The sequence below is a fragment of the Pseudomonas faucium genome, assembly GCF_021602585.1.
GTDB classification, from domain to species: Bacteria; Pseudomonadota; Gammaproteobacteria; order Pseudomonadales; family Pseudomonadaceae; genus Aquipseudomonas; species Aquipseudomonas faucium.
Genome location: NZ_BQIP01000002.1, coordinates 164,806 through 184,052, shown reverse-complemented (window position 1 = coordinate 184,052; position 19,247 = coordinate 164,806). Strand labels below are relative to the sequence as shown.

At 61.1% G+C, this 19,247-nt stretch carries 16 protein-coding genes and 1 pseudogene; 9 read left to right on the top strand and 8 right to left on the bottom strand.

Features of this window, described 5'->3' with window-relative positions; translation table 11 throughout:
* The first annotated feature begins 66 nt into the window (after nucleotides 1-66).
* Both amaB and amaA read left to right on the top strand, forming a co-directional pair.
* Entirely contained in the window at nucleotides 67-1,557 is a 1,491-nt protein-coding gene (gene amaB, locus L6D75_RS03525) for an L-piperidine-6-carboxylate dehydrogenase (RefSeq protein WP_176511356.1), read from the top strand.
* Nucleotides 1,558-1,704: 147 nt separating this feature from the next.
* Nucleotides 1,705-2,991: an L-pipecolate oxidase gene (amaA, locus tag L6D75_RS03520; protein ID WP_176511357.1), complete on the top strand. Its 1,287-nt coding sequence runs from the start codon at nucleotides 1,705-1,707 to the stop codon at nucleotides 2,989-2,991.
* Nucleotides 2,992-3,079: 88 nt separating this feature from the next.
* Here amaA and L6D75_RS03515 read toward each other — a convergent pair whose 3' ends face one another.
* The 5 genes from L6D75_RS03515 to L6D75_RS03495 form a co-directional block, all read right to left on the bottom strand.
* Complete coding sequence (locus L6D75_RS03515; RefSeq protein WP_176511358.1) at nucleotides 3,080-4,510, bottom strand: mechanosensitive ion channel family protein; 1,431 nt, start codon at nucleotides 4,508-4,510, stop codon at nucleotides 3,080-3,082.
* A 132-nt stretch (nucleotides 4,511-4,642) separates the two neighbouring features.
* Complete coding sequence (locus L6D75_RS03510; protein ID WP_176511359.1) at nucleotides 4,643-5,143, bottom strand: outer membrane beta-barrel protein; 501 nt, start codon at nucleotides 5,141-5,143, stop codon at nucleotides 4,643-4,645.
* A 40-nt stretch (nucleotides 5,144-5,183) separates the two neighbouring features.
* Nucleotides 5,184-5,867 (bottom strand): DUF3313 domain-containing protein, encoded by a 684-nt coding sequence (locus L6D75_RS03505; protein ID WP_176511360.1) that lies wholly within the window; start codon nucleotides 5,865-5,867, stop codon nucleotides 5,184-5,186.
* A gap of 114 nt (nucleotides 5,868-5,981) precedes the next feature.
* The gene (locus tag L6D75_RS03500) at nucleotides 5,982-6,458 is read right to left on the bottom strand and encodes a hypothetical protein (protein WP_236193420.1); all 477 of its coding nucleotides are present in this window, start codon (nucleotides 6,456-6,458) and stop codon (nucleotides 5,982-5,984) included.
* Nucleotides 6,451-7,242, bottom strand: coding sequence for a winged helix-turn-helix domain-containing protein (locus L6D75_RS03495; protein ID WP_176511361.1), 792 nt, complete (start codon nucleotides 7,240-7,242; stop codon nucleotides 6,451-6,453). The genes L6D75_RS03500 and L6D75_RS03495 overlap by 8 nt, the downstream gene beginning before the upstream one ends.
* Before the next feature lie 346 nt (nucleotides 7,243-7,588).
* Here L6D75_RS03495 and ycaC point away from each other — a divergent pair, with 346 nt between their 5' ends.
* The 3 genes from ycaC (at nucleotide 7,589) to L6D75_RS03480 (ending at nucleotide 10,783) form a co-directional block, all read left to right on the top strand.
* The gene (gene ycaC, locus L6D75_RS03490) at nucleotides 7,589-8,218 is read left to right on the top strand and encodes an isochorismate family cysteine hydrolase YcaC (protein ID WP_176511362.1); all 630 of its coding nucleotides are present in this window, start codon (nucleotides 7,589-7,591) and stop codon (nucleotides 8,216-8,218) included.
* Nucleotides 8,219-8,299: 81 nt separating this feature from the next.
* The gene (locus tag L6D75_RS03485) at nucleotides 8,300-8,866 is read left to right on the top strand and encodes an antibiotic biosynthesis monooxygenase (RefSeq protein WP_176511363.1); all 567 of its coding nucleotides are present in this window, start codon (nucleotides 8,300-8,302) and stop codon (nucleotides 8,864-8,866) included.
* A 75-nt stretch (nucleotides 8,867-8,941) separates the two neighbouring features.
* Entirely contained in the window at nucleotides 8,942-10,783 is a 1,842-nt protein-coding gene (locus tag L6D75_RS03480) for an amidohydrolase (RefSeq protein ID WP_176511364.1), read from the top strand.
* Nucleotides 10,784-10,903: 120 nt separating this feature from the next.
* On the opposite strand, the gene L6D75_RS03475 is transcribed toward L6D75_RS03480, so the two are convergent.
* Nucleotides 10,904-11,815, bottom strand: a complete 912-nt coding sequence (locus L6D75_RS03475) for a LysR substrate-binding domain-containing protein (RefSeq protein ID WP_176511365.1) — start codon at nucleotides 11,813-11,815, stop codon at nucleotides 10,904-10,906.
* A 284-nt stretch (nucleotides 11,816-12,099) separates the two neighbouring features.
* Between L6D75_RS03475 and L6D75_RS03470 the strand changes: the two genes are divergently transcribed.
* Nucleotides 12,100-12,378 carry a type II toxin-antitoxin system RelE/ParE family toxin gene (locus L6D75_RS03470; protein WP_176511366.1) on the top strand — a complete coding sequence of 93 codons (279 nt, stop codon included), beginning with the start codon at nucleotides 12,100-12,102 and terminating at the stop codon, nucleotides 12,376-12,378.
* A gap of 13 nt (nucleotides 12,379-12,391) precedes the next feature.
* Nucleotides 12,392-12,676, top strand: coding sequence for a HigA family addiction module antitoxin (locus tag L6D75_RS03465; RefSeq protein WP_176511367.1), 285 nt, complete (start codon nucleotides 12,392-12,394; stop codon nucleotides 12,674-12,676).
* 3 nt (nucleotides 12,677-12,679) lie between these two features.
* On the opposite strand, the gene L6D75_RS03460 is transcribed toward L6D75_RS03465, so the two are convergent.
* Nucleotides 12,680-14,467, bottom strand: a complete 1,788-nt coding sequence (locus L6D75_RS03460; protein ID WP_176511368.1) for a monovalent cation:proton antiporter-2 (CPA2) family protein — start codon at nucleotides 14,465-14,467, stop codon at nucleotides 12,680-12,682.
* 123 nt (nucleotides 14,468-14,590) lie between these two features.
* Nucleotides 14,591-15,724 (bottom strand): annotated as a pseudogene (locus tag L6D75_RS03455) (YifB family Mg chelatase-like AAA ATPase); the annotation flags it as partial.
* A gap of 368 nt (nucleotides 15,725-16,092) precedes the next feature.
* On the opposite strand from L6D75_RS03455, the gene L6D75_RS03450 reads away from it, so the two are divergent.
* Entirely contained in the window at nucleotides 16,093-17,211 is a 1,119-nt protein-coding gene (locus L6D75_RS03450) for a tyrosine-type recombinase/integrase (RefSeq protein ID WP_176511369.1), read from the top strand.
* Complete coding sequence (locus L6D75_RS03445) at nucleotides 17,195-19,243, top strand: site-specific integrase (RefSeq protein WP_236193419.1); 2,049 nt, start codon at nucleotides 17,195-17,197, stop codon at nucleotides 19,241-19,243. Before L6D75_RS03450 ends, L6D75_RS03445 begins: the two co-directional genes overlap by 17 nt.
* Nucleotides 19,244-19,247 lie beyond the last annotated feature (4 nt).

Genomic DNA, 19,247 nt, shown 5'->3' with positions numbered 1-19,247 from the left:
TGCGATCGGATTAATACTGATCCACATCATTTTTCCACCCCATCACCCGATGTAGGAGAAGCACAAATGGTTGCTGGATTGCTCGAGCGCCTTGGCGTTGCCGCCGCGGAATACACCCAGGGCGACTACCCTGTTCACACGCCGATCGACGGCAGCCAGATCGCCTCGGTGAAACTGCTCGGCAAAGCCGAGACCACCGCCCGCATCGATCAGGCCCACAGCGCCTTCGAAGCCTGGCGCAGCGTGCCGGCCCCGCGCCGTGGCGAGCTGGTGCGCCTGTTCGGCGAAGTGCTGCGCGCACACAAGGCCGAGCTCGGCGAGCTGGTGTCGATCGAAGCCGGCAAGATCACCCAGGAAGGCCTGGGCGAAGTGCAGGAAATGATCGACATCTGCGACTTCGCCGTCGGCCTGTCGCGCCAGCTGTACGGCCTGACCATCGCCTCCGAGCGCCCTGGCCACCACATGCGCGAAAGCTGGCACCCGCTGGGCGTGGTCGGCGTGATCAGCGCCTTCAACTTCCCGGTGGCGGTGTGGGCCTGGAACACCACCCTGGCGCTGGTGGCCGGTAACGCCGTGGTCTGGAAACCGTCGGAAAAGACCCCGCTGACCGCCCTGGCCTGCCAGGCGCTGTTCGAAAAAGCCCTGAAAGCCTTCGGCGACGCCCCGGCTGGCCTGGCGCAACTGGTGATCGGCGGGCGTGAAGCCGGCGAAGCGCTGGTCGACGACCCGCGTGTGCCGCTGGTCAGCGCCACCGGCAGCACCCGCATGGGCCGTGAAGTCGGCCCACGCGTGGCCGCCCGCTTCGGCCGCAGCATCCTCGAACTGGGCGGCAACAACGCCATGATCCTGGCCCCGAGCGCCGACCTGGACCTGGCCGTGCGCGGCATCCTGTTCTCCGCCGTGGGCACCGCAGGCCAGCGTTGCACCACCCTGCGCCGGCTGATCGTGCACCGTTCGATCAAGGACGAAGTGGTTGCCCGGGTGAAAGCCGCCTACGCCAAGGTACGCATCGGTGACCCACGCAAGGACAACCTGGTCGGCCCGCTGATCGACAAGCAGTCGTTCGACGCCATGCAAGGCGCCCTGGCCAAGGCCCGCGACGAGGGCGGCCAGGTATTCGGTGGCGAGCGCCAGCTGGCCGACCAGTACCCCAATGCCTACTACGTGTCGCCGGCGATTGCCGAGATGCCGGGGCAAAGCGACGTGGTGCGCCATGAAACCTTCGCACCGATCCTCTACGTGCTGGCCTACGACGACTTCGAAGAGGCGCTGCGCCTGAACAACGAAGTGCCGCAAGGCCTGTCGTCGTGCATCTTCACCACCGACCTGCGTGAAGCGGAGCGCTTCCAGAGCGCCTCGGGCAGCGACTGCGGCATTGCCAACGTCAACATCGGCACCAGCGGTGCCGAGATCGGCGGGGCGTTTGGTGGCGAGAAGGAAACCGGCGGTGGTCGCGAGTCGGGTTCCGATGCCTGGAAGGGCTACATGCGTCGCCAGACCAACACCGTGAACTACTCGCGCGAGCTGCCGCTGGCGCAGGGTATCGTGTTCGACTGATGCTGCATGGCCGGGGGCGCTGCCCCCGGTTCGCCGGCAAGCCGGCTCCCACAGTGATCGCGCCGAGCATGCGATCCTTGTGGGAGCCGGCTTGCCGGCGATGGGCTGCACGCCAGCCCCAACAAGAACAATATGCTGGAGCCGGCCATGTCCGAATTGCGTCAACAATGCTTGTGGGAACACGTCAGCCAACCGACCGTCGCCGCCCAGGCCCTGGCCGGTGAGCACAAGGCCGATGTGTGCGTGATCGGTGGCGGCATCACCGGCCTGTCGGCGGCCATCCACCTGCTCGAACAGGGCAAGTCGGTGATCCTGCTGGAGGCCTGGAAGATCGGCCACGGCGGCTCCGGACGCAACGTCGGCCTGGTCAACGCCGGCACCTGGATCCGCCCCGACGACGTCGAGGCGACCCTGGGCCAGAAGCAGGGCAGCCGCCTGAACAAAGTGCTTGGCGATGCCCCGGGCGAAGTCTTCGCCATGATCGAGCGTCTGGGCATCGACTGTCAGGCCCAGCACAAAGGCACCCTGCACATGGCGCACAACGCCACCGGCATTGCCGACCTCGAAGCCCGCCATGAACAGTGGCGCCGCCGCGGTGCCGACGTCGAGCTGCTGACCGGCGCCCAATGCCAGGAATACTGCGGTACCGACAAGATTTCCGCCGCGCTGCTCGACCGCCGCGCCGGCACCATCAACCCCATGGGTTACACCCAGGGCCTGGCCTCGGCCGTGGCTCGCCTGGGTGGCAAGCTGTTCCAGCAGTCTTCCGTCGAGGGCCTTGAGCGCGACGGCGACGCCTGGCGGGTGAAGACCGCACGCGGTTCGGTGCGCGCCGACAAGGTGGTGATCTCCACCGGCGCCTACACCGAAGGCGACTGGAGCAACCTGCAGAAGCAGTTCTTCCGTGGCTACTACTACCAGGTGGCGTCCAAGCCCCTGCAGGGCGCCGCAGCCGACAAGGTGCTGCCACACGGCCAAGGCTCGTGGGACACCCGCACCGTGCTCAGCAGCATCCGCCGCGACGACCAGGGCCGCCTGCTGCTCGGCAGCCTCGGCCGGGTCGACAACAAGCCTGCGTGGTTCGTGCGCAGCTGGGCCGATCGTATCCAGAGCCATTACTACCCGGAGCTGGGCAAGGTCGAGTGGGAGATGCACTGGACCGGTTGCATCGATTTCACCCCCGACCACCTGATGCGCTTGTTCGAACCGGCGCCGGGGCTGGTGGCGGTGACCGGCTACAACGGCCGCGGCAATACCACCGGCACGGTGATTGGCCGGGCCTTTGCCGAATTCCTGCTCAAGGGGGAGGAGGGCAGCCTGCCGATTCCGTTCTCGCCGATGACGGGCGTCAGTGCGCCTTCGTTGCGCACGGCGTTCTATGAGTCCGGGTTCTCGCTGTATCACGCGGGGCAATGCTTGAGAGTTGTGTTGTAGGCGCTGGCCCCATCGCCGGCAAGCCGGCTCCCACAGGGATGGGTGGTGAACCATTGTGGGAGCCGGCTTGCCGGCGATGAGGCCAGTGCTATTTGTGCAACCAGCTCAGGAACCCACCTTTCTTGATGACTGCCGGCTTCTGCTCCAGCAATGACTGGCTCGATTGCTGCCGGGTTCGCTGCAGCCTGGTCAACGCAGTCTTCACCTCCTGGCGCTCCTCCAGGCAACTGCGCACCTGCTCCTTGTCGATGCGAAACAGCAGGCAACTGGTCAGGCTGCGAAACTCGGCATTGGACTGGTCAGCATCGAGCAAGCCCTCGACGCCCAGCACCTCGCCGGGGCCCATGCGCCCGGCCTCGATCAGTTTGTCGCCGTCGCGGATGGCCGCCGAAACCACGCCGGTGCCGATCACCAGCAGGTAGTCCGAGGTGTCGCCCACGCCCAGGATCACCTGGTCTGCCAGGTACTCCACCGAGGTCATGCGCTGGCTCAGGCTGTCCTTCTCGTCGCTGCTCAGCGCTCGGAAAATCCGCACATCCTCGAGCAGCGCGCGTTGCCGGTTCCAGGCGCGTGCCGGCTGGGTGTCGGCATTCCAGATCACGCCGCTGGCCTCCAGGTGGCGGTGGGCGAGGTCGAACATGTGGTTACGCACCTCGAGCTTCTGGCCCATGCTGGCCACGAAACCGCTGGCCTCGTACTCCACCGACTCAAGGCTGGCGCTCTTGATCGCCACCTTGGGCGGCGGGTTGCTCAGCAGCGCGCGGGTGCCCTGCAGGGTCTTTTCCAGGGCATCGATGACGCGCCGTGGCCGCACGCTGGCGGGCACCACGATGCTGATCGATACCCCGTGCACATCATTGGGCTGGCTGAAATTGAGCAGCTTGGCCTTGGCCGCCACCGAGTTGGGGATCACCGCCAGGCTGCCATTGCCGGTGAGCAGGCGGGTCGCGCGCCAGTCGATGTCGATGACCTTGCCCTCGGTGCCATCGATGCTGATCGAGTCGCCGATCTGGTAGGGGCGGGTGGTGTTCAGCACGATGCCGGAGAACACATCGCTGAGGGTGCTCTGCAATGCCAGGCCGATGACGATCGCCATCACCCCGGAGGTGGCCAGCAGGCCTTTGACCGGCAGGTTGAGCACGTAGGCGGCGGCCGCCACGATGGCGACCAGGAAGGTCACCGCCCCCAGCACATCCTGCAGCAGCCGGCCGGTGTGGCTGCTGCGCGCCACCAGCAGCACGCCGGTGACCACTGTCACCACGCGCGCGGCGAACAGCCACCAGGCGATGCCCAGCACCGTGGCCAGCAGGTTGCGCGCCACATCCTCTGCCCAGGGCGCCGGTTGCAATGGGCTGACGCCGGCACTGATCAGCACCCCGGTGAACAGCAGGAACAGGCCCACCCGCAGGCCGATGCGCAGCGCCCGCCGGCCAGCCGCGATCAGGTGCCAGAGCAGCATGTCGAGCGCGATCAGCACAAAGCCGATCAGCAAGGGGTAGTGCTGGATGAGTGCGAGCATGCGGGTCTCGTCGCAGAGGGCTGTTGCTAGTAAAGAGCAGGTTGGCTGCAATTACTACTGGCCAGGCGCGCGACGCGCAGCGGTTGCAAGGGGAGGGTGCGGCTCGCTGCAAGCGCAGGAGCCGCAGGGGCATCAGAACATGAAGTAGACGCTGGCGCTGGTCTGGTCCAGGTCGATGTCGCCGACCTTGAGTACTTCCTGCTCCAGGCGCACGCCCAGGTTGCGCAGCACGTCCACCTCGACACCCAGGCCGTAGGTCATGTCCAGGTCGTTGCTGTCGCCGGCGATGTCGTGGTCGGCGTCCCAGGCATGCACGCCGAGGCTGCCGAACAGGCGCACCCGCTGCCCGATCGGCATGCCCAGGTGAGCAGTGGCCTGCACCGAGTGGCCATCGAAGTTGCCGTGGTCGCCATCGAAATGCCCCAGGTCGACCCAGGCACCTTCGAACGCCAGGTAAGGGTTCACGCGGTAGCCGACGAAGGCCTTGTAGGCGGTGTCGTCGTCGCTGATCTGGTGCTCGTCGATTTCAACGCGGGTCAGGCCACCGCCGACATAAAGGCCGCGGTCATCGGCCAAGGCGTTGAAGGTGCTGAGCATGAACAGGGCAGCAGCAAGCGGTTTTGCGAGTTTCATCAGTCATCCAAGGGCTTGAGTAGGGAGGAGGATGGCCAGGTCAGGCCGGTTTGCTCGGCTGGAACTCCCGGTCCAGGCGTTCCCGAATCTGCTGGGCGGCGCTATCCAGGGCGGGATAGAAGTCCTCGACCACCGGGGTCTTGGACTGGCCGATGTTCTTGCCGCTCACGCGGTCCAGGGCGCGGGCGAGCATTTCGCCGGTCTGGCTGTCGCTGACTTCACTTTTCAGGAACAGGTACAGGGTTTCATCGCGAACCCCGGTGGCATGCAGGGAAAGGCCGACCAGCATGCCGATGGGGATGTATTCGGTGACATTGGGATCACGCGGGGCACGTTCGATATCGGCAATCGAAACGTTGAGCGACAGGGACTTTGCCGTGGGCTTGTCGACCAGACGGTAGCCTGCGTCGGTCAGCTGTTTTTCCAGCTGGCCTCGGAAGCGCTGGCGCAGCTTTTCGGCGTCGCCGTCGAACTTGGCAACCCGCGGGTCGCGGCTGTCGAGCGAGAAGGTTTTTGGCAGGTTGATGAACACGACCTTCTCATGCTGGGCAGAGAGCGGCGCGGCAGAGCGCTTCCAGGCCAGTGTCTTGTCATCGTGCTCGATGACCTGCAGATCCGTGTTGGCTTGTTCCTTGGGCGTGACTTCGGTGTCGATGCTGGGCGCCATCGAACAACCGAACAAGGTGAGCGTGCATAGAAAAATCGAAAGTTGCTTGAGCGGCATAGTGACTCCTGTTGACCTCACATCGAGGCGGCAAACCTCGGCGCAATCTGCGCGTTGGCTGAAGAAAACAGGAATCAAAAATCGTCATTTGTACCCGCCACTTGCCACAGGTCATCAGTCGTTCATGCAGCGCAGCCGGTCCAGTTCGAGGATGTAGTAGCACAGCGCGTTGCCGCGGCTGGGCAGCATTGCCAGGTTGAGCATCGAGCCCAGGCGGAAGTACTGGCGGGAGAACAGCAGTTCGGAATGGCGGCTGACGTTGAACAACTGCTGCTCGCTGCTGGCCTGGATATCTTCGACCTTGAGCTTGATTCGCCAGCGCGAGGTTTGCACCACGGCCGCGCCCACGGCGATATGCCGTTCCTTGTCACCCAGGCGCTCGAGCAGGCTGATCACCGCACTGGGTTCGCTGATGGTCAGCCGCTCCTTGAAGTCCAGGGTGTCGTCGCCCATGAAGTGATGGCCTTCGGAGCGATAGGGCTGGCTGTTTTCGTAGGGCACGGACCAGGCGAAGCACAGCGCAGCCAGGCAGGCCGCGAAAACCGCCGCGATGATCAGTGCATGCCGCCAGGGCGCAGCGTCGTTATTCATCTTTAACCCCCAGGCACTGGTTGATCATGCTGATGAGCCGCTCCTCGCGATAGGAAAATTCCAGGTTGTAGGCGTCCCCGGATTTTTGAATGCAGGAAAGATTGGTGCGCGAGCCGGTACGGCTGATAAACAGTTCGCCTAATAGCGGCTGGGTAGTAATACCCGAACTCAAGATATCGGCCTTGAGTGCGTCGACATCCTGTTTGCTTTTGCCGACGGCGGTGATTGAGAGTTCACCTTCGGTCAGAATGGTTATCACATGCAGATCATGGGTGGGCTTGTAACCGCTATACAGTTGCCACAGGGTAAACAGCGCAAACAGTGCCACTGCCAGATAACCCAGGCGCAGCGGCTTGCTCAGGCGCTGCCTGCGAGCCGGTGGGGGTGTGCTCGCAGGGCCCTGGGCAGGCGTTGGCTCGCAGGCCGGCTCGGCGGCAGCGTCGTCGGGGCACAGCAGGTGATCGCTGTTGAAGCGATAGCCACGGCGCGGCACGGTGACCAGCAGGTCGTGGTCCTTGCTGTCGCCAAGGATGTTGCGCAGGGTGAAGATGGACTGGTTGAGGCTGCCGGCCGAGACCACCCGATCATCCCAGGCGAAGGCCATGATGGCCTCGCGCGAGCAGATTTCCCCGGGTTCGAGCAGCAGCAGTTCGAGTATTCGAGCGTCTGCGCGGGCCAGGGTTATTTCTTCTGGCGGGGTGTGTAGAGGTTTTATCGATAGCGTGTATTGATCAGGATCAAACTCCACAAGGGCGCTATTTTTTAATCGAAAATAGTGGCTCATGTATCACATCGCGCGTTGTGAAAATTGCCGGCCATTATAGGGGCGATAATTAACGGTGCAAGTCGACAGGGTGCACTTGTGACGGAAGGTTTAGGTGAATAAGCTAGTGGTGGTTAATTATTTCAATGTGGAAACAAAGTTGCGGAAGTTAAATATTTAACTTCCCTTGATGGTGTGGGGGCCCAGGCGGCTGTCTTTGAAAAGGGGTGCGAGGCATCGTTCACAAAATAGAACGCTAAGGCCGATTTTCGCAGTCTACCGCTTCAAAGGTGATGATTTTAATGTGTGTCCATCAACGCGAAACACCCAACACACACACTGAATCACCACCTCAAGGAGCACCGCCATGACCTCGTTCAAATACAACCGCCTGAACAAAGATGACGCCGCCGTGCTGCTGGTCGACCACCAGGCCGGCCTGCTGTCCCTGGTTCGCGACATCGAGCCGGACGCGTTCAAGAACAACGTGCTGGCCCTGGCCGACCTGGCCAAGTTCTTCAACCTGCCGACCATCCTTACTACCAGCTTCGAGCAAGGCCCCAACGGCCCGCTGATGCCCGAGCTCAAAGCGCTGTTCCCGGATGCCCCGTACATCGCTCGCCCAGGCCAGATCAATGCCTGGGACAACGAAGACTTCGTCAAGGCCGTGAAGGCCACCGGCAAGAAGCAGCTGATCATCGCCGGTGTCGTGACCGAGGTGTGCGTGGCGTTCCCGGCGCTGGCCGCGCTGGAAGAAGAGTTCGAAGTGTTCGTGGTCGCCGATGCCTCCGGCACCTTCAACGCCATGACCCGCGATGCGGCCCACAACCGCATGACCCAGGCCGGTGCGCAGATGATGACCTGGTTCGGCGTAGCCTGTGAGCTGCACCGCGACTGGCGCAACGACATCGAAGGCCTGGCCGCGCTGTGCTCCAACCACATCCCGGACTACCGCAACCTGATCACCAGCTACAACGCCTTCAACGCCGGCAAGTAAGCGGCCCTGCCGGGCACCCGCAACGGTGCCCGGCACGCGCGGCAGCGCCCGCCAACCCCTCGCTCATCCCAAGGAACGCCGATGAACACTTCAGGCCAAGACAACCGCAACGTGGTGACGCTGGTGATCCAGCACAAAGTCCGCGCCCCGGCGCTGGCGAGCTATGAAGCCTGGCTCAAGCGCACCGTCAGCACCGCGCGGCAACAGCCGGGGCACCTGGACGTCAACGTGATCCGCCCGGATGGCGATGGGCTGCACTTCACCACCGTGGTGCGCTTCGCCGATGCCAGCCTGCTGCAGGCCTGGCTCAACTCGGCCGAGCGCCAGGCGCTGGTCAGCGAAGTGCTGCCGCTGCTCGAAGGCGGCGACAACCCCCAGGTGCATGAAGACCCGGAGTTCTGGTTCACCCCGCCGAGCACTCGGGCCCCGCAGCCGCCGCGCTGGAAGCAGGCGCTGCTGACCTACCTGGTGATCTGCCCGATGACCCTTATCGTGCCGCAACTGCTGGCGCCGCTGTTCGCGCGCTTCCCGCAGCTGGGCTGGGGGATCCTCGGCAACCTGATCGTCAACCTGTTCATCATTCTGCCCGTGGTGTTCTACATCATGCCCTGGGTCACCCGCCGCTGCGCCAACTGGCTGCGCGGCTGAGCCAGCCAGCACCAGCGCTGGCGGTTGCTAGGCTTGAACAACCCCAACCATCCTGCATCGCTCCAAGGAGGTTCCATGATTGCCGACCTGATCCTGTTCAATGGCAAGCTGCACACGGTGGACCGTGAGCAGCCCACCGCCAGCGCTGTCGCCATCAAGGATGGCCGCTTCATTGCCGTGGGCGCCGACGCTGTGGCCATGGCCCACAAGGGCGCTGGCACGCAGGTCATCGACCTCAAGCAGCGCACGGTGATCCCGGGCCTGAACGACTCGCACCTGCACCTGATCCGCGGCGGCCTGAACTACAACCTGGAGCTGCGCTGGGAAGGCGTGCCCTCGGTAGCCGATGCCATGCGCATGCTCAAGGACCAGGCGGCGCGCACGCCCTCTCCGCAATGGGTCCGTGTGGTGGGTGGCTGGAACGAATTCCAGTTCGCCGAAAAACGCATGCCGACCCTGGAAGAAATCAACCAGGCCGCCCCCGATACCCCGGTGTTCCTGCTGCATCTGTACGACCGCGCGCTGCTCAACCGCGCCGCGCTCAAGGCGGTGGGCTACGACAAGGCCACGCCCAACCCGCCGGGCGGGGAAATCCAGCGTGACAAGTTCGGCAACCCGACCGGCATGCTCATCGCACGGCCCAACGCGGCGATTCTCTACGCCACGCTGGCCAAGGGGCCGAAGCTGCCGCTGGAGTACCAGGTCAACTCGACCCGCCAGTTCATGCGAGAGCTCAACCGCCTGGGCCTGACCAGCGCCATCGATGCCGGCGGCGGTTACCAGAACTTCCCCGATGACTACCAGGTGATCCAGGAATTGGCCGACAACGGCCAGCTGACCGTGCGCATCGCCTACAACCTGTTCACGCAAAAACCCAAGGAAGAGCTGGACGATTTCCGCAAGTGGACCTCCAGCGTCAAGCTGCACAGCGGCACCGACTTCCTGCGCCACAACGGCGCCGGTGAAATGCTGGTGTTCTCCGCCGCCGACTTCGAGGACTTCCTCGAACCGCGCCCGGACCTGCCGCAAACCATGGAAGAAGAGCTGGAGCCGGTGGTCCGCCACCTGGTCGAGCAGCGCTGGCCGTTCCGCCTGCACGCCACCTACAACGAATCGATCTCGCGCATGCTCGACGTGTTCGAGAAGGTCAACCGCGACATCCCGTTCAATGGCCTGCCGTGGTTCTTCGACCACGCCGAAACCATCACCCCGCAGAACATCGAACGCGTGCGGGCGCTGGGCGGCGGCATCGCCGTCCAGGACCGCATGGCATTCCAGGGTGAGTACTTCGTCGATCGCTATGGCGCCAAGGCCGCCGAGCACACCCCGCCGATCAAGCGCATGCTCGAGATGGGCGTGCCGGTTGGCGCCGGTACCGACGCCACGCGGGTTTCTAGCTACAACCCATGGACGTCGCTGTACTGGATGGTCAGTGGCAAGACCGTCGGCGGCATGGAGCTGTATCCGGAGGGCCTGGGCCGTGACACCGCGCTGCAGCTGTTCACCCAGGGCAGTGCGTGGTTCTCCAGCGAGCAGGGCAAGAAAGGCCAGCTCAAGGTTGGCCAGCTGGCGGACCTGGCGGCGCTGTCGCTGGACTTCTTCAGTGTCGAGGAAGAGGCGATCAAGGGCATCGAGTCGGTGCTGACCATCGTCGATGGCAAGGTGGTGTATGGCGCCGCCGAATTCGACAAGCTTGGCCCGGCGCCGATGCCGGTGCTGCCGGAGTGGTCGCCGGTGGCCAAGGTGCCGGGGCACTGGCGTGCGGGTGCGCCGTCACTGGCGGCGGCCGTGCACCAGTGCAGCGGGCCTTGCGGGGTGCATGCGCACAGCCATGACAAGGCGCGGCAGTCGAGTGTGCCGGTGAATGACTTCCAGGGGTTCTGGGGGGCGCTGGGGTGTTCGTGCTTCGCGTTTTGAAGTGAGGTGATCCTGCTGGCCCCATCGCTGGCAAGCCAGTTCCCACAGGTACCGCGCTGCACTCAGGGACAGTGCATTACCTGTGGGAGCTGGCTTGCCAGCGATGGGGCCATGGTGCATTCACGCCATGTCGCTGACCGCGAACTCCTCGGCCAGGTGATCGATCAGCGCGCGCACCGACGGCAGCAACCCGCGCCGCGACGGGAAGATCGCATGCACGATGCCGCAGCGCGGATGCCACTGCGGCAACAACTCCACCAGCCTGCCTTCGGCCAGGTCCTCGCGCACCGCCACGCGCGGCAAGTGCGCAATGCCAACCCCGGCCACCACGAAATGGCGCAGCGCGAACAGGTCATCGGTGACCATGCGCGGCGTATGCGGGATCACGATGCTGCTGCCGCTTCCCTCGCCCTGGAACAACTCCCACTGGTATTCACGCTGGGCGCTGCCCCAATGCACGCTGGGCAAGGTGCCGAGCAGTTGCGGGTCGAAGCCTGCCGGCAGTTGCTCGAGGTACTGCGGGTGGCCCACCAGGCACTGGGTGCTGTTGCTCAGCACCTTCATCACCATGTCGGTGTTCTCCAGCGGCGGGAAGCGCACCCGCAGCGCCAGGTCGAAGCCCTCGTGCAGCAGGTCGACCCGGCGGTTGGTGCTCTCGATGAACAGTTCCACCTGCGGGTACTTGAGCATGTAGCGGGTCAGCATCGGCCCGACCCAGGCATTGAGCAGGGTGGTCGGGCAACTGATGCGCACCAGGCCGCGGGGTTCGCTGCGGTTGCGCTCGATGATCTCCGCCGCGCCCTCGGCTTCCACGCGCATGGCCAGGCAGCGGTTGTAGTAGGCCTGGCCGATCTCGGTCAGCGAGCAGTGCCGGCTGGTGCGATGCAGCAGGCGCACGCCGAGGCGCTCCTCGAGGTCGGCGATACGCCGGCTGAGCTTTGACTTCGGCATGTCCAGCGCCCGCCCGGCGGGGGCGAAGCCGCCATGTTCGACGACTTGGGTGAAGTAGTAGAGGGAGTTCAAATCTTCCACTGATCGTTCTCCGGACGGAACGCGAAAGGCAATTTTCGCAGTCTACCGCAGCAAAGGTGGTGATTTTAGTCTTTGCTCGAGGTAGCCGATTCACGGATTTCAGTGTGGCCTTTGAGCTGCACGAACTTTGAGAAAAATCCCACGGAGTTAGCGGACGACGTCACCGCGCACAATCAAATTCCTGAGAACAGACTGGTCAACCCGGAAATTTTTCAGGAGCAAGGTATGCGGCATTCATTAGCCCAGTTGCAGTGTGTAAGGCATGGCCTTACACTCAGTCATCGATGATCAAGACTTTCAGGCACAAGGGCCTGAGGCTTCTTCATCAGCGAGGAGATGCATCTGGAGTGCGCGCGGATCATGTTGCCCGTTTGCGAAGGCTGCTCGCATCGCTAGAGGTGGCGCAAACGCCTTCAAACCTTGATCGTCCCGGATATCGGCTGCATTTGCTGCGGGGCAGGCTGGATGGATTCTGGGCAGTGAATGTTTCGGGCAATTGGCGTCTGGTGTTCCGCTTCGTGGGTACTGACGTGGAGCTTGTCGACTATCTGGACTACCACTAGGAAACTGAAAACCATGCCTATGTACAACCCTCCTCATCCCGGCGAGTCTTTGCGCGAAGATGTCTTGCCTGCTATCGGCATGAGTGTCTCGGGGCTGGCGCGTCACTTAGGTTACTCGCGAGGGCAGCTGTCCACTGTACTCAATGGGCGTGCCGCGATATCCGCTGATCTGGCTTATCGCCTTGAGCTGGCGGGCCTCGGCGAAGCTCGGCAGTACCTTGCCGAGCAGGCGGCGTACGATCTCTGGCAGGCCGCCCACCGTGAACATCCTCAGATCGTGCGGCTGGTGTTTGCCTGACACTCAATCCGCATCCGAATCGAACAACCGCTCCAACTCCAGCCGCGCTTCCTTCGCCGTCTGCATCACCTTGGCCCGGTCATTGCGCACCTGCCCCTGGGCCACCAGTACTTCCTCGTCATGCTGGGTAAAGCGCTCGATCCGGTCTGCCGCCTGCTCGCGGCTCAATCCCAAGCCCACCAGTGCCCGGCGGGTCATCTCCAGGCTCGAATAGAACGTCTCGCGGATCGGCTCGGCGCCCACGTCCACCAGCTTGTGCACATGCTGGCGGTTGCGTGCGCGGGCCAGCACTTTCAGGTGCGGGTACAGGCGCTTGACCCGCTCCGCCGTGCGCGTGGTGACTTCCGGGTCGTCGGTGGTGATCACGAAATACTCCGCCTCGCCGACCTTGGCCGCATGCAGCACTTCGGCGCGCAGCGGGTCGCCGTAGAACACCGGCGCCTGTTCGAACATGCGGGTCATCTCGATGGCATCCACCGAGGTTTCCAGGGCAATGAACGGGATCTTCTGCGCCCGCAGGATGCGCGACACGATCTGCCCCATGCGGCCCATGCCGACGATCACCACGCGCGGGGTGCCGGCGTCGATGGCCTTGTACTGCTCGGGCACTTCACGCGGCGGTTGCGGGCGCTTGAGGGCGCGGGCGCAGCCGAGCATCAGCAGCGGTGTGATGGCCATCGACAGGGTGATGGTCATCAACAGCAGGTCGTAGGTCTGGGTGTCGAACAAGCCCTGGTCCTTGCCCAGCTTGAACACCACGAAGGCAAATTCGCCACCGGCCGCCAGCACCATGCCCAGGCGCAGCGCACTGGCGCTGTTCAGCCCGCCGGCCAGGCGCCCGATAGCGATCAGCAGCACCAGCTTGACCGCCACCAGCAGCAGGGTCAGGCCCAGCAATACCAGGGGCATTTCCAGCAACAGGCGCAAGTTGGCGCCCATGCCGACGCTGATGAAGAACAGCCCCAGCAGCAGGCCCTTGAACGGTTCGATCTGCGACTCCAGCTCATGCCGGTATTCCGAGTCGGCCAGCAACAGGCCGGCGAGAAACGCCCCCAGCGCCATCGAGACCCCGGCTTCTTCCATCAGCCATGCAGTACCGATCACCACCAGCAGCGCGGTGGCGGTGGACACCTCGGGCAAGCCGGTGCGGGCGACGATACGGAACACCGGGCGCAGCAGGTAGCGGCCGCCGACGATGACCACGGCAATGCTGGCGAACACCTTCAGGCCGTGCTGCAGGCTGTCGCCGTGGCTGGTGTCCGGGCCGTTCGCCGCCAGCAAAGGCACCAGGGCGATCAGTGGAATCGCGGCGATGTCCTGGAACAGCAGGATGGCGAAGGCCAGGCGGCCGTGGGGCGCGTTCAGCTGCTTGCTCTCGGCCAGGCTCTGCAGGCCCAGGGCGGTGGACGACAACGCCAGGCCCAGGCCCAGCACCACGGCGGCCGGCAGTGACTGGCCGAAGCCGAACCAGGCGATGGCGCCGATCACCGCGCCGGTCAGCAGCACCTGCGCGGTGCCGACGCCGAACACCGATCTGCGCATCAGCCACAGGCGCTTGGGCGACAGCTCCAGGCCGATGATGAACAGCAGCAGGACCACGCCCAGTTCGGAGATGTGCGCCACGCTCTCGGTGTCGCGGATAAGGCCCAGGGCCTGGGGGCCGATGGCCACGCCGGCGAGCAGGTAGCCGATCACGGCACCCAGTTGCAGGCGTTTGGCCAGGGGCACGGCGAGGACAGCGGCGAGCAGGAAGATCACCGCGGTTTGCAGAAGGCTGCCTTCGTGTGGCATTGGCTCGTACTCCATGAGCTGCCGGGGCAGCGTTAGAACAGTGTGGAGCACAATTCTGGGGAATGCGGCCGGCCCAGACAATCTGCCAGCCGGGAGACACATCGTCCTGTCACGGGTGACAGTTCAGGGGCTTGCAGGGCGGTATTGCAGCGCTTCGGCCAGGTGCGGCCTGGCAATCGCTGGCGCTCCCTCCAGATCAGCAAGCGTTCGCGCCACCTTCAGCAGCCGGTGCGCTGCGCGCAAGGACAGGCTCAAGCGCTCGCAGGCATTTTCCAGCCAGGCCTGGTCGGCGGCCTGCAGGGCGCAGTGACAGCGCAGCCCTTCAAGGTCGAGAAACGCGTTGGCACAGCCTTGGCGGCGTTGCTGCACTTCGCGCGCCGTGGCCACGCGGGCGGCCACGGCGGCGCTGGTTTCGCCGCTGGGCTGATGGTTGAGCGTGGTGCTTTCACGGGCCACGGTCAGGTGCAGGTCGATGCGGTCGAGCAAGGGGCCGGACAGCTTGTTGCGGTAGCGCTGGATCTGCTCGGTGCTGCAGCGGCAACGCCCGGTAGGGTCGCCGAGGTAACCGCACGGGCAGGGGTTCATCGCCGCCACCAGCTGGAAGCGGGCGGGGAAGCGCACCTTGTCCCGCGCCCGGGCGATCACGATCTCGCCGGACTCCAGCGGTTCGCGCAGCACTTCCAGTACGCGCCGTTCGAACTCCGGCAATTCGTCCAGAAACAGCACGCCATGGTGCGCCAGGGTGATTTCACCGGGTTGCGGCCTGCTGCTGCCGCCCACCAGCGCGGGGCCCGACGCCGAGTGGTGCGGGTGGCGAAAGGGCCGCTGCGGCCAGCTGTTGAGCGGTGCCCGCCCACTGACCGACTGGATGGCCGCCACCTCCAGCGCTTCATGCTCATCCAGCGGCGGCAGCAGGCCCGGCAGGCGGCTGGCGAGCAGGGTCTTGCCGGTGCCCGGAGGGCCGGTAAACAGCAGGTTGTGTGCCCCGGCCGCAGCCAGAAGCAAGGCGCGCTTGGCGGCGATCTGCCCTTGTACTTCGCTCAGGTCCGGGTAGGGCTGGCTTTGCAGTATCAAGCCATTGGCGGCAAAGGGCGGCAGTGGTACCTGCCCGTTCAGGTGCGCCACCAGCTCCAGCAGGTGCCCGACCGCATACACCACCAGCCCGCCCGCCAGGCTTGCCTCCTCGGCATTCTCCCGGGGCACCACCAGCGCCCGGCCGGCTTCGCGTGCTGCCAACGCGGCGGGCAGCACACCTTGTTAGTCGGACCTGGACTCTGCACATGATTTATGTAGCGGGTTATTAGTTTTATGGTCGCATGCAGATAGTATTTTGAATGCCGATTATTTTTTCTGATAAATATCAAATAGTTGGCCAGGGGCTCTTAATATATGTGAGCTTTGCTAGTTATAGGGAAGGTCGCATTAGTGAGTGTGCGGGGCACGCCTGAAAGTCTTTAGATAGAGAGCTTGAAGTGGAGAGACACAACGCGGTGTTTATAGATATGTGCTGTAGGTGCGATTCAATACATAACATGTAGCTGTAAGAGGCCTGTATTGGAAAACCCACTACTGGCTTAATTTGCATATATGGCTATCCTGAGATCCACTATCTGAGGTGGGTACTCATGACTACTCTTCTGAACGTTGATTTCACCAGTTCGTTAAATCCAACAATATCTGAAATCCCTCATTCCGTCCCCCAGCTCTTTCTGAGTGATATGCAGCCTTTTTCGTCAGCCAACAGATATCTGCGGAATTGTTCTAGGCGAATGTTGCCAAAGAGTTTGAATACATTGGCGGAGCATCTCAAAGAGTTATCAAGTTGGCTTGAAGGCTCTGGGCTGGACGTCGAGGATATGACCGAAGTTTACTTTGATGCGTACGTGGACGCTCTGTGTACATATCGCCGTCGGACTGGTTGTCCTCTAAGTTGGAATACGGTGAACGCTCGTGTTGGTGGGGCGTATCGATTCTTAAGATGGGCCTTAAAAAATGGTCACTGCGCAGACCTCAAAGATACCGATGTGGAAAATTCATACCGCTCTTCGCGTAAGAAATACCTTATGAGAGGACACCCAGCGAAAAAGCTCGAAGAGCCAGTTCGATTCTTGCAATTGAGCGAAGCAATCAAGTTTGTCGAATATTTGGCGGATTGTGACAGCACAGTTGATGCCGGAATTAGGTTCCGAAACAAGCTGATGGCTTCCTTGATGCTCCAGGTTGGGCTTAGAGTTTCTGAGGTTATCAATTTCCCACTAAAAGATCTTCCTGAGGTGAATGCTCGTGGGTATTTTACTCCAGCAAGGGTCGTCGGGAAGGGTATGAAAGCCCGATGCGTTTTGATTCCGAATTCGCTACTCTTGAAGCTTTGGGAGTATGTGGATTTTACTCGCGAGAAGATATGTGAGTCGGTGCTTGTAAGGCCCGATTCAGTGGGCTTTTTATTTTTGAGTATTGAAGGAAACGCTGTTACTCGTAACTGGATGGAAAAACAATTCGCCCTAATCAGCAAGAGGCTTGGCATTAAGTCGACCCCGCACTCTCTCAGGCACACATTCGGAACATATCATTATCTGCTAAATAAGGATTTGCCCAGTCTTGCAAATCTTATGGGCCATGCCAGCGAGAACACAACCCGCAGATTCTACGTTCATACTGCAATGCTCGTATCGTATGCCGGTACCTACAGTGCTTTCCAAGCCGAGATTGATCGACTCATAGGAGGCAGTGGCTTTGTCGGATAAGTATAAAACACTGGGATTTATCAAGCGCGCTGAGGCAGTGGTCCAGGAGGAACTCAGATTTTCAGCCGTTTGTAAAAATACCGGTAGGGAATACAGCTACGATTTTAACTCCAAGAAATATGCTCGCGAGTGCCGCCGTATCTGCGAGGTTTTTGTCTGGGCACTGTATAGACGTCGAGACTCACTAGGGCATACATCCAGGGTGGCAGTAGCAGAGCGAGCAAGTTGTTTTTTTAAGTTTTTGGCGGTTTCAAACATTACTTTGCCTGAAGAGCTAAGTGATGCCACGTTGGTTGAATTTTCGCATTGGTTAAAGACGCAATCTGGACAGAGTTACCCTACTGCAGCTAATACGTATCGCAGCCTAACTACAACTTTCAAGGAAATGAGCCGTCATCCTAAGGTCTCTAGCGAATTTGTTGTTCAAAAGAATTCATTCCCTAAAGCGTCAAGCCAGGTAATGACATCTCAGGGTTATGATGAACATGAGCTGAAAGCTATTTTGAAAGCCGCGGTGCTGGGCGTGCGCGAGAGTGCTGCGAAACTAGAGCGAGCTTATCAGCCGAAGTGGATCGGATTCCCACCTCCTTTGGATGATGTGGCTCCACAGAATGTCAGGGGGAGACATTCCATTTGGCAGAGTAAAGAACATAGGATTTGGTGGTGGGAGAATAACTGTGGCTTCCAGAGAGTAAACACTGCTTTTTTGCGCGGTAAAGCACAAGGGCAAGATTTTCTTAGTGGTATGTCGCCAGAAGGGCGCGGGTCGGTTGCATTGCTGGAAAAATTCTATGACGAAATTGGCGCAGGAAAAGCGTACGAACCGCGCTATCTTGGCGCGCCGTCGCCTATTAAATATAGAACGCCCTGGGCAAAAAAAGAGTATTTAGAATGGTATTGGGAAAATCATCTCGATTGCCGTCCCCTGACTCGTAAGGATGTTAATAAAAAAACATACAAATTTCTTCGGGCCATCTCAGATAATTTCAATGGCCGTATCAAGCAATTTTTTAATTCGCTGGGTGTTGGGAAGTGGATAGGAGCATCGGATCTAATTCCGTATTACTTGATGCTATTAATCCGTACGGGGCTGAATCCATCCACGATCCAGAGGTTGACGATTTACTGTCTGAGCCAAGACCCTACGGATAACGAAAAGTTTTTCATTAATTGGGAGAAGTTCCGTTCATCCAAACGTGGTGCCACCATTCCTTCTGGTTTGGGTAATGATAAGTGGCCGGTGTCGATAATTAAACGCGTTATCCAGATTACCGAAAGCATCCGTGAACCTGGTCAGGTTGAATTGTGGATTGGGAATGCAAACAGACACAAGAGAACCCTGCCATTACAAAATAGCGCCTTCAAACGGGGCTTGCAAGAATTCTCACGCAAGCACGACTTGCGTGATCGTAATGAAAAGCCTATGAGTATTCATGCAGGTCTACTCAGGCCGACGCTAGCCTGGCACGAGTACGTGAGAACTGAGGATCTTAATTACTTAAATCAGTTGTTAGGGCATACTAAAATGTCCACAACGGCTGAATATATTAGGCGCGTTGAAGACCCCGTTCTTCGCACTAGGCGCGGAATCCACCAGGATGCAATGTTTCTAGGATTGCTGACAGGCGAATTCAACGCGCTGGATAAATCGTCAGGGTCGATGATCACATCCGAGTGCGTCTTGAATCACTGTAGGGACCAGTTGAATTCGCCTCAGCACGGGCAAAAAATCGGCGTGATTTGTACCAGTGGTCATGAGGTTTGCTTGGGTTGTCAGAACCTTATTATTACCCTCGAAGATATCAAGAAGTATATGTGTTTTATCGCGTTTCATGATCATTTGTTACGTGCGGGTGATATCAATGATGCGGAATATTCTCAAGCAGTTAGTGAAAAAAGGTACTTTTGGGAAACATATATTTTTCCAAGATATCCTGAAGATTTGGTTCAGCGCATAGCCACTGACGCACGCCGTTCCCCTATCGAAGCCTGGGATATTGATAAATATGAGCAAGATAAGCAGATTCCCTAGTGCA

Coding starts and splice junctions, on each gene's coding strand:
- amaB (WP_176511356.1), top strand. CDS start 67: ATGGTTGCTGGATTGCTCGAGCGCCTTGGCGTTGCCGCCGCGGAATAC.
- amaA (WP_176511357.1), top strand. CDS start 1,705: ATGTCCGAATTGCGTCAACAATGCTTGTGGGAACACGTCAGCCAACCG.
- L6D75_RS03515 (WP_176511358.1), bottom strand. CDS start 4,510: ATGCTCGCACTCATCCAGCACTACCCCTTGCTGATCGGCTTTGTGCTG.
- L6D75_RS03510 (WP_176511359.1), bottom strand. CDS start 5,143: ATGAAACTCGCAAAACCGCTTGCTGCTGCCCTGTTCATGCTCAGCACC.
- L6D75_RS03505 (WP_176511360.1), bottom strand. CDS start 5,867: ATGCCGCTCAAGCAACTTTCGATTTTTCTATGCACGCTCACCTTGTTC.
- L6D75_RS03500 (WP_236193420.1), bottom strand. CDS start 6,458: ATGAATAACGACGCTGCGCCCTGGCGGCATGCACTGATCATCGCGGCG.
- L6D75_RS03495 (WP_176511361.1), bottom strand. CDS start 7,242: ATGAGCCACTATTTTCGATTAAAAAATAGCGCCCTTGTGGAGTTTGAT.
- ycaC (WP_176511362.1), top strand. CDS start 7,589: ATGACCTCGTTCAAATACAACCGCCTGAACAAAGATGACGCCGCCGTG.
- L6D75_RS03485 (WP_176511363.1), top strand. CDS start 8,300: ATGAACACTTCAGGCCAAGACAACCGCAACGTGGTGACGCTGGTGATC.
- L6D75_RS03480 (WP_176511364.1), top strand. CDS start 8,942: ATGATTGCCGACCTGATCCTGTTCAATGGCAAGCTGCACACGGTGGAC.
- L6D75_RS03470 (WP_176511366.1), top strand. CDS start 12,100: ATGATCAAGACTTTCAGGCACAAGGGCCTGAGGCTTCTTCATCAGCGA.
- L6D75_RS03465 (WP_176511367.1), top strand. CDS start 12,392: ATGCCTATGTACAACCCTCCTCATCCCGGCGAGTCTTTGCGCGAAGAT.
- L6D75_RS03460 (WP_176511368.1), bottom strand. CDS start 14,467: ATGCCACACGAAGGCAGCCTTCTGCAAACCGCGGTGATCTTCCTGCTC.
- L6D75_RS03450 (WP_176511369.1), top strand. CDS start 16,093: ATGACTACTCTTCTGAACGTTGATTTCACCAGTTCGTTAAATCCAACA.